Raw genomic sequence first — 15,861 nt, 5'->3', positions numbered from 1 at the left:
TACCCCGCCCAAAGAAAAACAGTGTAGTGATTACAGAACAGCGGTGCCCGAAGCGTCGTCGTCCCCGCCCGTTCGCTGCGAAAACGCCACGACGGTGGGTGTGAACAGATAATAGGCTGCCGCCACGGCCGGAAGGAGCATCACCAGACCCAGCAGAACGTTCCCCTCAAGTAGTGCCGGAACGGCCAAGGCAGCCATGAGCAACTGCCATACAAATGCAGCCGAACGGGTCCAGCGCATTCCTTTGAACACGTTGATGGCCACTGCTGCTAGCCCCGCTGCCATCGCTGCGATCAACACAACCAGGAATATGCCGCTGGCCGCAGAGAACATGGGTGCTGAAATGGCCGATATGATCGCCCACACGGCAGCGATGCCCAAGGCAAGTGCTTCAACGCCGACGACGCAGGCAACAACGTAGACACCGAACGGGCGGCGCAATTCACCCAACGGGACGGTGCCCGCTACAACGTCAGGCTTTTTGGGCTGGGGCATTTCAGTGGAGTTATCGGGTTCCTTGTGCACATCAGCACCCTATCGGAGATTGCCGTGTAGCAGTCATATAGCCGTGAACCATTGTGATGTATCGCTCATGGTTATACGCTAATAATTCCATCCTTACCCCTTGTTTACACAGAGTTAACATGACACGCTTAACTCAATGACCTAAAGGGGCCCAAACAGGGCCTTTTCTTATGTGGCACAAAGTGAAAATTTTCACAAGATGTCTTTTTGTTTTAATAAGGAGTGAGTGATCAGCATGGACTGGCGTAGTCGCGCAGCCTGCCTCGACAAGGACCCGGAATTGTTTTTCCCTGTGGGAAACACCGGCCCGGCCCTGCTGCAAATTGAGGAAGCGAAGAGCGTTTGCCGTCGCTGCCCCGTGATCGACACCTGCTTGAAGTGGGCCATTGAGTCCGGGCAGGATGCAGGAGTTTGGGGCGGTTTGAGCGAAGACGAACGCCGCGCCATGAAGCGCCGCGCAGCTCGCGCCCGCCGCGCTAGCTAGTTCTCATCCCCACCAACTGACCCGCAGTAGTGGCTGAAAATTCACGGAAATCGTGACTTTTTCGACCACTACTGCGGGTCAGTTGTTTAATTCCGGCTGATGAGTGTCATTTGCAGCTCCACCACTGTTCCGCCACCTTCACGCGGGGACCAATCGATGGTTCCGCCGAGCTCACTGGTGACTAGAGTCCGCACAATCTGCAGTCCCAGCCCCTCGGCGATGTGCCCCTCGGGCAACCCGACGCCGTCGTCCGCGATCTGCACCGTCAACGCGTCATCCCCTTCGGCAGTCTTGAACCGATGGGCCGACAACCAAACAGTTCCCTCGCGATCCTGCAGCCCATGTTCGACGGCGTTCGTCACCAATTCATTGATCACCAGTGCCAGCGGTGTCGCGAAGTCGCTGGGCAGCTCCTCAAAAGCACCCTCACGTTCGGTGCGCACCCGCTGCGACGGGGAAGCCACCTCGGCGGAAAGCCGGAACTGCCGGTCAATCAACTCATCGAAGTCCACGTTCTGGGCAAGGCCCTGGGACAACGTTTCGTGAACTAGGGCAATGGTGGCCACTCGGCGCATGGCCTGCTCGAGCCCCATCTTGCCTTCCTCGCTGTGCATTCGGCGGGACTGCATGCGCAGCAAGGCCGCAACCGTCTGGAGATTGTTTTTCACACGGTGGTGGATCTCGCGAATCGTGGCATCCTTGGTCACCAGCTCCTGCTCCCGGCGACGGAGTTCGGACACATCGCGGCACAACACCAGGGCCCCGAACCGCTCCGTTGAATCACGCAAGGGAATGGCTCGCAGGGACAGGCTCACGCCGCGGGATTCGATCTCGGTGCGCCATGGCATCCTGCCGGTCACAACCAGCGGCAGTGATTCATCCACCATGCGGCGATCCTTGAGGAGTCGCGTGGTGAGCTCGGCCAGTGAGCGGCCTTCCAAGGACTCAGCATCACCCAGCCGGCGGAAGGCAGAGACTCCGTTAGGGCTGGCGTACTGCACAATGCCGTCAACATCCAGTCGCAAGAGCCCGTCACCAACGCGGGGCGCCCCACGGCGCGAACCCGTGGGCGAGGCAAAGTCAGGCCAAAGGCCCAGGGTGCCCATTTTCAAGAGGTCGAAGGCGCACTGGCGGTAAGTGAGTTCCAGCCGTGAGGGCATCCGTGAGCTGGAGAGATCCATATGCGTGGTGATGACGGCCAGAGTCACGCCGTTGCGCACCATCGGAATCGCTTCGACCCGCATGGCCATGTCGGTGTTCCAGATTTTGGTCTCATGCGAGCGCTCAATATTCTGGCTCTTCCAGGCCATCTCCACCAGCGGCTCAAGCGCCGGCTGGATCCGCTCCCCCACAAAGTCCGCGTGGAACATGGTGTGGGAAGTGGAGGGTCGTACGTGGGCGATCGCCACGAAACCGTCGTCCTCAGGTGTGGGGAACCACAGCACGAGGTCGGCGAAGGAGAGATCGGCGATCATCTGCCAATCACCCACCAACAAATGCAGCCATTCGGCGTCGCCCGGGCCCAATCCTGACCGTTCCCGAATCATGTCGCCAAAGATTGCCATGGGGCTCCTTAAAGATGGGTGGTGGTGCCCGCCAAGCTTTCAGCGGGCACCACACAAATAGTTGCAGCTTTCATGCCGCAACCGCACAATTGCGTTGACGCGTTAACGCGTTAACGCCGCACTATTGAACGCAAGAGCCTTAATGCTACCGACAAAGACGCCATGTCGTCGCGTTCAAGCTCATTGACCTCGGCAAACATCTTCACTGCCCGCGTGAGCTGCTCCTTGTTCGCGAGCTCCCACGCCTCGATCCGTTCCATGGGCTCTCCACCGGCGTCGGTACTGTCCATGACGTTGCGTGTCATGTCCGCCGTGGTGGCGTAGAGATCATCGCGCAGGGCAGCGCGGGCCAGTGCCTGCCACCTGTCGTTGCGGGGCAGCGCGGTAATGCGCTCAAGGAGTGCATCCACACCGTACCGGTTATACAGCGCGTAGTACACGCTGGCCACGGCAGCTTGCGCCTCGTTCAGTGACTCGCTGACCACCGCGATGTCCAGCAGCGGGTAGGTCTCATACATTTCGGACCATCGGCGGCCCAGGGCCACCGGCATATCGACGGCAGCGGCACGGCTGTACCACGTAGCGACGCGATCCACCTCAACACCTTGGAAGAAATCAGCCATGCGGCTACCCAATGAACTAACAATTGGCTTGAAGCGGCTAATCACCTCTTCGACAGTTTGATTGCCGATGCCTTCGTTGACGAGCCAGCGGACGGCTCGATCCAGCAGGCGGCGCATATCCAGATGGACCTGGCACCACTGCTCCGTGGGGAACGACGGCGGCAACTCCCGTAACGCAGACCGCATCGAGGCCACATCAAAGATCTCGTGCAGCGCTACAAACGCCTTGGCAACAGTCACCTCGGTTGCAGAGGACTCCTCCATGGCCCGGAAGGCAAAGGTGATACCTCCGAGGTTGACCATGTCGTTGGCCACGACCGTGGCAATGATCTCCTTGCGCAAGGGGTGAGTATCGAGCTCATCATTAAATCGCTGAGCCACGGCAGCCGGGAAGTAGCTCCGCAATGTCGCCTTGAACCACGGATCACTGGCCAGATCACTGGCACTGAGGACCTTCGTCAATTCCATCTTGGCGTAGGCCAGCAGCACGGAGAGCTCCGGGGAGGTGAGCCCTTGCCCCGCGGCAACGCGTTCCTGCAGTTCCGCGTTACTGGGAAGTGCTTCAAGCTCGCGGTTTAGGTCCGCGTGCTCCTCCAGCCAGTCCATGAATCGTTCATAGCTGGGCGTCCACTCCACAACTTGCTGCCGGTCATTCAGCAGGAGGATATTCTGCTCAATGTTGTCCTCGAGAACAAGGTGTCCGATTTCATCCGTCATGGACATCAGGAATTCGGTACGTTCGCCCGCGTCCAACTTGCCTGCAGCCACCATGCGGTCGACGAAGATCTTGATGTTGACCTCATGGTCAGAACAATCCACGCCCGCTGAATTATCAATGGCATCGCTATTGAGGATGACCCCGTTCAGGGCCGCTTCGACGCGTCCGCGCTGGGTCATACCCAGATTTCCGCCTTCGCCAACAACCTTCACGCGCAGGTCAGCGCCGTCAACGCGAATGGAATCGTTTGCCTTGTCACCCACCGAGACGTTGCTCTCCGAGCGTGCCTTGACATAGGTACCGATGCCGCCGTTGTATAGCAGATCAGCCGGTGCGAGCAGCACAGCCTTGAGCAGTTCAGGCGGGCTGAGCTTCACGGTACCTTCGGGCAACCCCAAGGCCAAGCCGACTTCAGGGGAGATCGGGATCGACTTCAACGACCGCGAGAAGACGCCGCCTCCGCGGCTGATGAGGTCCTGATTGTAATCCTGCCAAGAGGAACGCGGCAGCTCATACAAACGCTGCCGTTCATCAAATGCCGGGCCAGCAAGCGGGGTGGGGTCAAGGAAAATATCGCGGTGATCGAAGGCCGCAACGAGACGCACGTGGCGAGTCCGCAGGAGACCATTGCCAAACACGTCTCCTGACATGTCCCCGACGCCAACTGCCGTGAACTCCTGCGTCTGGGTGTCGACGTCGAACTCGCTAAAGTGCCGCTTGACCGACTCCCACGCACCCCGCGCAGTGATTCCCATGGCTTTGTGGTCGTATCCGACCGAGCCGCCGGAGGCGAAGGCATCGCCCAACCAGAAACCGTATTCGGCCGAGATGGCGTTTGCGGTATCGGAGAAGGACGCTGTTCCCTTGTCCGCAGCAACCACAAGGTAGGTGTCGTCAGCATCGTGGCGGACCACATTTTCCGGTGGCACCACTACCTCACCGTCGGGAGTGGCCACAAGGTTGTCAGTAACATCCAGCAGCCCCCTAATGAACATCTTGTAACTCGCCTGTCCCTCTGCCATCCAGGCGCCGCGGTCAACGGCAGGGTTGGGCAGTGACTTGGGGAAGAACCCTCCCTTGGCTCCTGTAGGAACAATCACGGCGTTCTTGACCGTTTGCGCTTTCACGAGACCCAGCACTTCCGTGCGGAAATCCTCGCGACGATCGGACCACCGAAGCCCGCCGCGGGCAACCTTGCCAAAACGCAGGTGCGTGCCCTCAACACGTGGTGAGTAAACCCAAATTTCAAACATGGGCACCGGCGCCGGCAGGCCAATGATTCCGGCGGGGTTCAGCTTGAGACTCAGGAATTCGCGGCCGCGGTAATAGTTGGTCCGCAAGGTGGAATCAACCAAATTGGCAAAGGTGCGCAGGATCCGGTCGGCGTCGAGCGTTGGGACATTTTCCAGAGCGGCGTCGAGCCTCCCCTGGACCTCCGCCAGCAAACCGGGGCGCGCAGTCTCGTCAATCGAAGGGTCAAAGCGCGCCGCGAAAAGTTCCACGAGCCCTCGAGTCACGGCAACATTCTCAAGCAAGGTGGTGGCAATGAAGCCGAAGGAATTGGTGTTTCCCATTTGGCGTAGGTATTTGGCGTAGGCGCGAAGAATGACAACCTGGCGCCAGGCCATACCCTCGGTCAAGACCAGTCGATCAAAGTTATCCGATTCGCTGAGCCCCGTGATCGCTGCACCAAAAGCCTCAGCCAGGAGATCGGCGGTAGCCAAGGGATCCACACCAGCTGGGTACTTCAAGCCCAAGTCATAGAGGAAGAAGTCACGCTTGTCAGCGGTTTCAATCTCGAAGGGACGCTCATCGATGACCTCCAAACCGAGGTTGTGGAAGAACGGCAGAATCCGTGTCAGGCTCTGCGGATTCGCCATGTACAGCTTGACGCGCGCGTCCTCCGCCAGCTCCATCCCGTGCCCGGCAGGCAGATAAACCTGAATGCCCGGCGTGCATTGCCCGGGAGCCTTTCCTTGATCGGTCGAGGCCTTGTACTTGGCATCAAAAGCCTCGAAGCGCGCAATATCCGCCAGCGCGTCCTCGACCTCGAAATCCACTCGGTAACTAGCGGGGAAGGCCTCTGACCATTTGGCGACAAGGTGGTCTGCACGGTCCTGGAACTGAGAATCACGCAGCACCTGGGCAATGCCCTCCGGCCACGACCGGGCTGCCCGCACCAGACGCTCTTCAAGTTCCGCCGGCTGCAGGTCGGCCGGCAGGACGTGAGTTTTGGGCAGGCGGATGCGGAAGAACAGCCTTGCAAGGGCCGATTCACTCATGCGCGCCTCGAAATCGATCGAAACGCCGCTAAAAGTGCGCATGAGCTCATCCTCGATGCGGTGACGCACGGCGGTGGTGTAACGATCACGCGGAATATAGACCAGCGCGGACATGAACCGCCCATAAATGTCAGGGCGCAGGAACAACCGCGTACGACGGCGTTCGGCCAGCCTCAGGATGCCGGTGGCGATCTCGATGAGATCAGAAACCTCGATCTGAAAAAGCTCATCGCGGGGGTAGGTCTCAAGAACCGCGAAAAGGTCCTTGCCCGAATGCGAATTAGGCGGGAAGCCAAAGTGCCTCAGCACCGCATCGACCTTTTCCCGTACGACCGGAATGTTACGAACGGAACCGGTGTACACGGCGGAGGAAAATAGTCCGATGAAACGCTGTTCACCGTTGACGTTGCCCTGTGAATCAAAGGACTTGACGCCGATGTAGTCAAGGTAGGCGCTTCGGTGCACAGTGGAACGGGAGTTCGCCTTGGTGATGACCAGGACTCGTTTTTCGCGGGCCTTGCGCTGCCCCGTGACGGTCAGGTGCTGCACGGTTGGGTGGCTGGAGCCGTCGCGGAGTAGGCCCAAGCCGCTGCCTTCGCGGTTGACTAAGACATCTTCGCCGTCGCGCTTGTCCAGATCGTATTCACGGTAGCCAAGGAAGGTGAAGTTGTCCGCCTCCATCCAGTGGAGGAGGTCCTCGGCTTCACGCAGGTCTACCAAGGACTCCCCGGAAAGCACCGTGGCCAGGATTTCGGCCCTGCTCAATGCTTTTTCGCACATGGCTGGCCAGTCTTCAACCGCGGCACGTACGTTGCCCAGAACGCGGTCCAACCCTGCCAACAGTTCCGCCTTGGCGTCGTCGCCAATCTTGGGTATTTCGATGGCGATCCACGATTCCAGGAAGGATGCATGCCCGCCGTCACCAAGGAGGTGGGCAATATTTGGCATGGCCGAGGTGTCTCCGCTGGCGACGCCGGCATGGGAGGGAACCTTGGTCACGCTTGTCAGGTCATGGCTTGACTTGTCCCGGGAAACCACAAACACCGGGTGGGTGACGAGGTGGATGGCTTGATTTTGCCGAACCAGTTCAGCACTGACCGAGTCAACTAGGAACGGCATGTCATCGGTAATGATGTAAACAACACTGCTATCGAGTTCATCGAGGATTTCGACATTGGCCTGCCCGGGGATGCGGTTGGCCGCCAGTTTTTGGTGTGAGTAGGCCCGTGCGTTGAGCACTTCCGGGTCGTAGAGTGCCCCGTCCTCCTCAGAGAGTTGCACAAAGTAGTCCGCAAGGAACCCCTCGCCGCCAAACCGGGCTTGATCCAAGGCCGTCTCGTGGCTGGGTGAGTGCGATGACATGAAAATAGCGCCTCCGTCAAGGGAAAATGATCGCTTCATTGCGAGCAGTACACCTGAGCCTAGCCCTGAATATCAACCCTCGCTGTGGCTTTTGTTACAGGGTTTGTCAAGATTCACTGGTCAGCTGCACAACTCATGCCGCGGATGGCCAGACTCAATGGGGCGTCCACGGAGAGCTCGCGCAAGAGTCTCCCCTCGAGCAGCGCCTTGTCCGTCAACTCGGGATCCCACGGCAGGAAATGACGGATGCCCTCCTCGGGCCCAAACCGCTCCCACGCCTGCACCAGCGACCGCTCCGGAGACCCACCCACGGCCTTGCGCCGCACCTTGTTCACCACAACCCGAACGCAAGCGCCGGGGCAGGCTTGACCCAACTCATCCAGTCCCCGGATCAGGCGTGGAATGCCTATTGGATCGCTATTTCCCACCGCATAGACCACGTCCGATTGCCTCAGCACCGCGAGCGTTGCGGCGTTGCGCCGCGGTGCAACTGTGTCATAACTCAGCTCCTCGTCATTTTCCAGCGCGAACCCGCAATCCACAATCACCAGATCCGCCAATTCCCGTGCAGCGGCAAGGACGCGTTCGACGGCGGCCGCCCGCAACTCGGGCCACCGATCGGCCCGCGTCAACCCGGTGAGCAACGAAAAGGTGCCGCCGTCAAAGATCACCTGCGTTGCAGTCTTGGCCAGATGAGCAACGCCAAGTCCACCTTGATCGGCTGCCCGGCATGCTTGGGCGAACGAGGCGGCCTCGTCCAACAACCCCAAGGCAGCAGCAACACTGGCACCATACGTGTCCGCATCAATCAGCAAAACCTTGCGTCCCGCGGCGGCTTGTTCCGCGGCAAGGTTGATGGCCACAGTGGTTCGCCCGGGTGACCCGGTTGGACCCCAGACGGCCACGATGGTGCCACTTTCGGTACGGTGGTCGGTACCGTTGGAGTGCTGATCCGCGGGACCAAAAGTTCTCTCCGGAGCAGGATGTCGTCGCCGAAAGTCTCTACCGCGCAGGTGCAAACCTGCCGTAATCCTTGCCTTGAGGCCATGTCCCGTTGCCAGGTCGGCACGCGGTCCGGAGCGCGGTCCGCCACGCGTGCCAATTGCTGCGCCGCGACTGGACATCCTGCCTTGGCCAGTTGGTTCTTCACCATGGGTATTGGGCGCGGCGCTGCCTTCCGGTGGGGTTTGTCTCGCGGTTTCCGCCACGTCCCCCGCTCCTGGCTCGGCGCCTGCAGGGGCCACGCCGTGAGGGTTCGTCACCTTGGCTCCCACGCCTGCGCCGTCGATTGTTGTGGAAGGCTGGTGACCGCCGTCGTACCTTTGTGTGGTTTGCGCCTCGATGTCCGACGGCGCGGTTGGCACCGAGTATCCGCTGGAACCGGGGTGTCGCCGGCCCTCCACTGCCACACGGATCATTTCAGCCAAGGTCTCCACGGTGACGTGCTCAGGGACAGTTGTGGCCCCGGCACCCCGTAATCGACGTGATTCCTCCGGAGAGGCCGCAACTGCCACAACAATGACGCCCACGGCAGTGAGCCGATCGATAAGCGTTGCCGTGAGCTCCTCGCCAAATTCGGCGACCACGGCAACCTGGGCCAAGCCACTCTGGCAGGCCGCCAGAAGCTCCGAGAGTTCCGGGCAGCGCCGCACAACTTGCACGATCCCGTGTGCGCGGGCGAGCTCCGCAATCACCCCAGCAGGTGTGTCACCCACCGAAACGACGGTCACCGTCTTCACGGTGCGGCCCCGGGATTCCACACAACTGCCACCTTGGCCTTGTTGGCAACGGCGCCGAGGAATTTTGGCATCTGGGCATCAGTTACCAGAACCATGAGCTGTGTGTTCTTTCCGGATCCCAATGACGAAGCGGCAACATTGAGTGCCGCAACTTCGGCGCCAGGAAGCATCAGGACCGGAGCCTGAAAACCGTTGCGTTCATCGGGCAGGGCAACCCACACATCAACGTAGGTACCCACGAGGACTTCCTTGGGCAGCGGCTCGTCAACCGTGACAGAGACGGGTTTGCGGTCTAGGGAGTCTGTTTGGCCGACGCTGGAAAGGGAGACAAGCTCACCCTTGGGCACCATGCGCACGGCGACTGAGTTTTCAGCCAGCCCTTCCTGCGGATTCAGGTATTTGCCGTCAACGTCGCCCAGCTGAACCTGGACAATGGTGAAGGAATCATTGCTTAGCTTCTGGCCAACCACCAGGGCATCCTTGGCCACATACATGGGTACCGTTTTGTCAGCGCTTCCCACGAGAGCCACGACGCCAGCCACCGATGCCAGCACCATCAGTATGCCGATGAGCAGCCGCGGATCCTTCCATGACGGCTTGCTGAGCCGAGGTGCCGATCCATGCTCTTCCACAGCCATAGTTCCTCCCCCCTCAGGGAACTTGCCACCACATGGAGCCGATCGGCATTAGTGGAACGCGATCACCATTGCATCCAGTGTGGGCAGCCATCGCTCGCAGGTCTGAGGATTGTTGCCGTCTACCATTTGTACCGTCGATCCGGCGCCGGAGATACCCCCATTGGGGAATTGCTTGAATTCTGTGGATAAGTCGCCGTGAGCGCTCCGCCAACATTGACCATGCCTGTCCGCGGTGCCATGCTCCGGACTGCACCGAAAATAGCTGTGGATATCGTCGCCGAACCTCGCCAAACACGATCAAAAGGGGGAATAATGGAGACATGCCCCGTTTCCTGACTCTGGCCGACGTTGCCGAACAGCTACAGATCTCAGCCGCCGCATGCTACGCCTTGGTGCACAGCGGTGAGTTGCCCGCATTCCAAATTGGCGGGCGCGGCCAGTGGCGCGTGGACGCGGCCAAGTTTGAGCAGTTCATCGATGACCGCCATGCCGCAGCCCGCGCCATGTTGTCGGCGGGGAATTCTACGCCAGCAAACTAGCATCCTTGCTTTCTTAAGCGAACCCGACCGTACCGTGCAGCCTCAGTCCTGCGTGTCAGAATTCGTTGCTTCAGAATTCGTTGTCTGAGGCAGAAGCGATCGAAAGCAACGCGACTAGGGGAATCACAACGCTTCCCTGCACGTTGCCACGGTCCCGGCCCACGCCGTCGGCCATTTGCATCATCTGGACATAATCGGCGCCCACTTGGTCCAACACCCCGCGGACCGTTGCCGGCCTACTGCCATCCAGCTCAAGGACCACGGCCGACCTATTGCGAGCCAGCACCCGCAGCGCGGCCTGAAACGTATACGGGATCTTCGACGACGACCTCACTCGCTGGGCACCAGCTCCCTGAACACGCAGAATCTTAGCCAGCGGCAACACTACCGAACGGGTGTCCTCGCCCAACAGCATCCACTGTTGTTCCACCCGATGGACCTCGCCGTGAAATGCCGTGCCGTTACACATGACCACGGAAAGCTGCCTGCCCAGGGCACCCCTCAGGACCTCCGAGAAGGTGATCTGAGCGGACTCCACACGAGCCAATTCATTGATGTGCTGCTCCAGATCCTGCTGTGTGGTGGCATGCAATTGCGTTTCCAGATCCCCAAAGAGCAGTTCCCATCGCATGGCGCCACGCTAGGCCCCACCGGACGTCGCGTCAACAGAAGGGCCAGATCCCGGCGCCACGCTATCCCCAGTCTTTTCCATGCTATGGACAGAACACCATTGAAGGGTTCAAAATAAGCCTTAGACGTTCCAATGATGATAAAACATATCAAACGAGGTCAAAGGAGTTCACGGTGAGACGGCAAACTGTCGCAGACTTGGCTATGACGGCGGCAATCCTGCTGCTCGGTGGATCGCTGATTTTCAGTGGATTCTCACTTCTGAGGCTCCGGTGGACCAGCATCGTATCCGGCCAGCCCCTGACTCTGCCTGAGCTGTTGGGTGTGGGAGGAGCCGGTGCGGGAATTGCCCTCCTGTGCTGGTGGCTCGTGGCCATGATCTGCGCACTCGTTTCGCCTGTGGCCCAGCGCCTTGGTGCAGTCCGGGTCGCTGCATTCACCGGAGCCTGCTCACCTGCTTTCATGCGCAGGGCAGTCATTGCCGTGGTGGGACTGAACCTCATCGCCGCACCGCTGGCCAGTGCCGCCCCATCTGGAGGAACCGATCCTCGTTGGCAACCGGGCACAGTCGCAACGGCGCCTGCGACACCACAGGGCGTTGACCCACGTTCTACTGCACCATCGGTGGCCAGCCAACCCAGCACGTCCGCAGCTAGCGATAACATTCTTCCGCCGGCAACTTCGGCCCCCATTGAGCCTGCGTGGATACCTCGTACCGCCGTGACGGATCCCGACTTGCTGGTACGCCCACCCGCACGGACCACAGCGGCGGAGGCCGGCGGCGAGCAGGGAGCCGCCGTGGAGGTTCCGTCGACAGATCCGCAAGAAGGCAACACCGAGACAGATGTCGTCGTGAAAAGTGGTGACAGCCTGTGGAGCATCGTGGCAGCGACGCTTGGTCCATTCTCCAATGACGTTGACGTGGCACTCGCGTGGCCACGTTGGTACAACACCAACCGTGAAGCCATCGGTGCCGACCCGAATTTCATCTTGCCCGGGCAGGTGCTGCACCCGCCACCGGGCCAGTGAGTCCGGGTCAGTAGGCCAGGGTCAGTCAGCCCGGGTCAGTCAGCAAATAGCTTGGAACCATGTCAAAAGCAGGACGTCAGCCGTCCCTACAGTAGGTAAGCGCAGTGCAAAGGAGCACACAGTGAGTACAGCAGCCATCTCTAAAGAATCCCGCCCACAGCTTTTGGTGGTCCGGCCCGTTCCGACGCCTATCGAGGGCCAGGAGGACTCCGGCCTCACCGGCGGAACTGTGGTGAAACTACCCACTAGGGAGGAACGATCGAAGCAGCGGAGCGCAGCGGGGGCCAGTATCAGCGTCAGTGCCAACGCCAGCATAAGGACACTGAGCCCGGAGGCCGCCGAGCGTGCCGTCGTCGGGGCGATGTCGTCCAAGATCGCCCAGGCCGCCTTGGAAGTTCTCAGCGGCGTTCGGTCAGTTCAGCAGCTCTCCCGTTGGCTCGACACCATGTGCATGAGCGCCCTAACCACCCGGGCACGCCTGCATGCTGATGCGTGCAGGGCCGAGGCGAGGCGTCACAGCCATGAACCCGGCGGCGGGAATGTCAGGACCCTGCACCACCAGCCAGTGGTGCACTCGGTCCATTGCAGCGCTGTCGCGCCGGGGATCTTTGAGTCCTCTGTTGTCATTGCCGACAAGACCCGTTTTCGTGCCATCGCGTTGCGCTTCGAGCTGACCAAGGGCCTCTGGAAGGTCACAGCACTGCAGATCGGGTAGCCGAGGGGTAAGCAAGAGGGTCAGTCAAGAGCTCGAAAACAAAAAGCCGTCGTTGGGAAACGATGCCCTGGTGTGGCACCACTTCCGCAACGACGGCTTTCAGCGATTCAGACTTTCGGTGATTCAGGATTTCGGCGACAAGCTGTCACCGAAACTCTGAAACCTAACGCTTTTTCTTCTTCTTGCTGCCCTTGTTAGCCGGCCGCTTGGCTGACGGCGGCAAGCCATCACTGCCGCGGCGCTCAACGTGCGTTTCGGCCTGTCCCTGTGCATCGGGGGCCGTGAACTGCAGCTGTGCGGGCTTGGCCGGAGCCTCCAGCCCAGGAGCCGTGATGCGCGGAGCATGATCGTGTCCGGCGTGCGCATCGGCATCGGCGGAGCCAGCGTCAGTGGAGCCGGCTACCCGGTCCATCAGCGCCGAAGGAGCATCAGCAACGACACCAACGGCGGTCTCCGGCGCATTTTCCACCTGGACTTCAAGGTTGAACAGGAAGCCAACGCTCTCTTCGCGGATGCCGGCCATCATGGACTGGAACATCTCGTAGCCTTCACGCTGATATTCCACGAGGGGATCGCGCTGGGCCATGGCCCGCAAGCCAATGCCTTCCTTGAGGTAATCCATTTCGTACAGGTGTTCCTGCCACTTGCGGCCCACCACGGAAAGGACAACCCGGCGTTCAAGTTCCCGCATGGTTGCGGACCCCAGTGCTGCTTCACGCTCCTGGTAGGCAACCTTGGCATCGGAGAGCAGTTCGGTCTTGAGCATCTCAGCCGTGATACGGCCTTCGCCGCCAACTTCCTCGGCGATCTCGTCAACAGAAACGGTTACCGGGTAGATGGTGCGCAGGTTGTTCCAGAGACTCGGGAAATCCCAATCGCCGATGTTCCCGTTGCTGAGCGTTGCATCGATAATCTCATTGACGGTGTCCTCGAGGAAGTGCTGAACCTTCTCGTGAAGATCGTCCCCTTCGAGGATGTGGCGACGGTCGCTGTAGATGGCTTCGCGCTGACGGTTCAGGACGTCGTCGTACTTCAAAACGTTCTTACGTTGTTCAGCGTTGCGACCCTCGACCTGGCCCTGCGCCGAGGCGATCGCCTTTGAAACAAGCTTTGATTCCAATGCAACGTCGTCCGGCATGGATGAACGCGACATCAGGCGTTCGGCAGCACCGGAGTTGAACAAACGCATCAGATCATCTGTCAAGGACAGGTAGAAACGGGATTCGCCCGGGTCACCCTGGCGACCGGAGCGGCCACGGAGCTGGTTGTCGATGCGGCGAGATTCGTGACGCTCGGTACCCAAAACATACAGGCCACCGGCTTCCAGCACTGCCACATGCTCATCCTTGACGGCTAGCTTGGCTTCCTCGAAGGCCTCATGCCATGCGGCCTCGTACTCCTCAGGCGTATCTTCCGGATCCAGCCCACGCGCGGCCAAAACAGCAACAGCGTTGAACTCGGCATTACCACCAAGCATGATGTCAGTTCCGCGACCGGCCATATTGGTGGCAACGGTTACGGCCCCGCGACGGCCTGCCTGCGCCACGATAGCGGCTTCGCGAGCGTGGTTCTTAGCGTTCAAGACCTCGTGCTTCACGCCTGCCTCAGCCAGCTTCTTGGAGAGGTACTCGCTCTTCTCGACGCTGGTGGTACCCACCAGAACCGGCTGGCCGGTCTCGTGGCGTTCGGCAATGTCGGCAACCACGGCATCAAACTTGACCACCTCGTTCTTGTAAACAAGATCGGACTGGTCAACACGAAGCATCGGCTTGTTCGTGGGGATGGGAACAACGCCGAGCGAGTACGTGCCCATGAATTCGCTGGCTTCGGTCTCGGCAGTACCGGTCATGCCGGCAAGCTTGCCGTACAGGCGGAAGTAGTTCTGCAAGGTCACTGTGGCCAAGGTCTGGTTCTCAGCCTTGATCTCCACACCTTCCTTCGCCTCAATGGCCTGGTGCATGCCTTCGTTGTAACGGCGGCCGGCAAGAATACGCCCGGTGTGCTCGTCGACAATGAGAACTTCGCCGTCCATGATGACGTAGTCCTTATCGCGCTTGAACAGTTCCTTGGCCTTGATGGCGTTGTTCAGGAATCCGATCAGCGGGGTGTTGGCGGACTCGTAGAGGTTGGAAATGCCGAGGTAGTCCTCAACCTTTTCAATGCCCTCTTCCAAGACACCAACGGTGCGCTTCTTCTCGTCAACCTCGTAGTCATCTTCGTTGTTTAGGCGGAGCACCACCTTGGCGAACTCGCCGTACCAGCGGTTGGCGTCACCGGACGCCGGACCAGAAATGATCAACGGTGTACGGGCTTCATCGATGAGGATCGAGTCAACTTCATCGACGATCGCAAAGTTGTGGCCGCGCTGGACCAGCTCATCCTTGCTCCACGCCATGTTGTCGCGCAGGTAATCAAAGCCAAATTCATTGTTCGTGCCGTAGGTGATGTCGGCTGCGTACTGGGCGCGGCGGACCGCAGGGTCCTGATTGGAGACGATGCAACCGCTGCTCTGGCCCAGGAACCGGAAAACGCGTCCCATCAGGTCCGACTGGTACTGCGCCAGGTAGTCGTTCACGGTAACCACGTGAACACCCTTACCGGTCAACGAGTTCAGGTAAGCCGGAGCCGTGGCCACTAGGGTTTTACCTTCACCGGTTTTCATTTCCGCAATGTTGCCAAGGTGCAGGGCCGCTCCACCCATGAGCTGGACGCGGAAGTGGCGCAGTCCCAAGGTACGGGAGGACGCTTCACGAACGGCGGCAAATGCCTCCGGGAGAAGTTCATCCAAGGTCTCGCCATCTTTGTGGCGCGCCTTGAGCTTGTCCGTTTCTTCACGCAGTTCAGCATCGGTGAAGGTCTGAAAAGAGTCCTCCAGCGAATCGATGGCGTCCGCAAGGACGTTGAGTCGTTTTAGCGTCTTGCGATCGCCTGTGCGAAGGACCCGCTCAAGAAGTGATGGCACGAAATTGCTCCCAATCTATTGCTGCCTAAAAGTGGCGTGTTCAGTCTACG

11 protein-coding genes are annotated in these 15,861 nt (G+C 59.9%); 4 read left to right on the top strand and 7 right to left on the bottom strand.

What is annotated here, in order from left to right; translation table 11 throughout:
- Positions 1-30 precede the first annotated feature (30 nt).
- Positions 31-525: a hypothetical protein gene (locus tag ACP7B9_RS03100; RefSeq protein ID WP_425860645.1), complete on the bottom strand. Its 495-nt coding sequence runs from the start codon at positions 523-525 to the stop codon at positions 31-33.
- 235 nt (positions 526-760) lie between these two features.
- Here ACP7B9_RS03100 and ACP7B9_RS03095 point away from each other — a divergent pair, with 235 nt between their 5' ends.
- A complete protein-coding gene (locus ACP7B9_RS03095) occupies positions 761-1,009 on the top strand; it encodes a WhiB family transcriptional regulator (RefSeq protein WP_038469266.1) in 249 nt (82 codons plus the stop codon).
- Positions 1,010-1,095: 86 nt separating this feature from the next.
- On the opposite strand, the gene ACP7B9_RS03090 is transcribed toward ACP7B9_RS03095, so the two are convergent.
- The 4 genes from ACP7B9_RS03090 to ACP7B9_RS03075 form a co-directional block, all read right to left on the bottom strand.
- The gene (locus tag ACP7B9_RS03090) at positions 1,096-2,574 is read right to left on the bottom strand and encodes a sensor histidine kinase (protein WP_425860643.1); all 1,479 of its coding nucleotides are present in this window, start codon (positions 2,572-2,574) and stop codon (positions 1,096-1,098) included.
- Between the two features lie 110 nt (positions 2,575-2,684).
- Positions 2,685-7,559 carry an NAD-glutamate dehydrogenase gene (locus tag ACP7B9_RS03085; protein WP_425860641.1) on the bottom strand — a complete coding sequence of 1,625 codons (4,875 nt, stop codon included), beginning with the start codon at positions 7,557-7,559 and terminating at the stop codon, positions 2,685-2,687.
- 113 nt (positions 7,560-7,672) lie between these two features.
- A complete protein-coding gene (locus ACP7B9_RS03080) occupies positions 7,673-9,319 on the bottom strand; it encodes an AAA family ATPase (RefSeq protein WP_425860640.1) in 1,647 nt (548 codons plus the stop codon).
- Positions 9,295-9,936: a hypothetical protein gene (locus ACP7B9_RS03075; protein ID WP_425860639.1), complete on the bottom strand. Its 642-nt coding sequence runs from the start codon at positions 9,934-9,936 to the stop codon at positions 9,295-9,297. Before ACP7B9_RS03075 ends, ACP7B9_RS03080 begins: the two co-directional genes overlap by 25 nt.
- A 320-nt stretch (positions 9,937-10,256) precedes the next feature.
- Here ACP7B9_RS03075 and ACP7B9_RS03070 point away from each other — a divergent pair, with 320 nt between their 5' ends.
- Positions 10,257-10,475 carry a helix-turn-helix domain-containing protein gene (locus tag ACP7B9_RS03070; protein WP_425860637.1) on the top strand — a complete coding sequence of 73 codons (219 nt, stop codon included), beginning with the start codon at positions 10,257-10,259 and terminating at the stop codon, positions 10,473-10,475.
- Between the two features lie 70 nt (positions 10,476-10,545).
- Here ACP7B9_RS03070 and ACP7B9_RS03065 read toward each other — a convergent pair whose 3' ends face one another.
- On the bottom strand, positions 10,546-11,106 hold the full coding sequence (locus ACP7B9_RS03065; protein WP_425860635.1) for a hypothetical protein: 561 nt from the start codon (positions 11,104-11,106) through the stop codon (positions 10,546-10,548).
- A gap of 173 nt (positions 11,107-11,279) precedes the next feature.
- Between ACP7B9_RS03065 and ACP7B9_RS03060 the strand changes: the two genes are divergently transcribed.
- Together ACP7B9_RS03060 and ACP7B9_RS03055 are read left to right on the top strand one after the other, a co-directional pair.
- The gene (locus tag ACP7B9_RS03060) at positions 11,280-12,134 is read left to right on the top strand and encodes a LysM peptidoglycan-binding domain-containing protein (RefSeq protein WP_425860633.1); all 855 of its coding nucleotides are present in this window, start codon (positions 11,280-11,282) and stop codon (positions 12,132-12,134) included.
- A gap of 121 nt (positions 12,135-12,255) precedes the next feature.
- On the top strand, positions 12,256-12,849 hold the full coding sequence (locus ACP7B9_RS03055; RefSeq protein WP_425860631.1) for an Rv3235 family protein: 594 nt from the start codon (positions 12,256-12,258) through the stop codon (positions 12,847-12,849).
- Positions 12,850-13,012: 163 nt separating this feature from the next.
- On the opposite strand, the gene secA is transcribed toward ACP7B9_RS03055, so the two are convergent.
- Positions 13,013-15,811, bottom strand: coding sequence for a preprotein translocase subunit SecA (gene secA / locus ACP7B9_RS03050; protein WP_425860629.1), 2,799 nt, complete (start codon positions 15,809-15,811; stop codon positions 13,013-13,015).
- Between the last annotated feature and the right edge of the window lie 50 nt (positions 15,812-15,861).

The sequence above is a fragment of the Arthrobacter sp. TWP1-1 genome (genome assembly GCF_049897845.1).
Lineage (GTDB): Bacteria > Actinomycetota > Actinomycetes > Actinomycetales > Micrococcaceae > Specibacter.
This window is presented reverse-complemented; position numbering and strand designations above follow the sequence as displayed.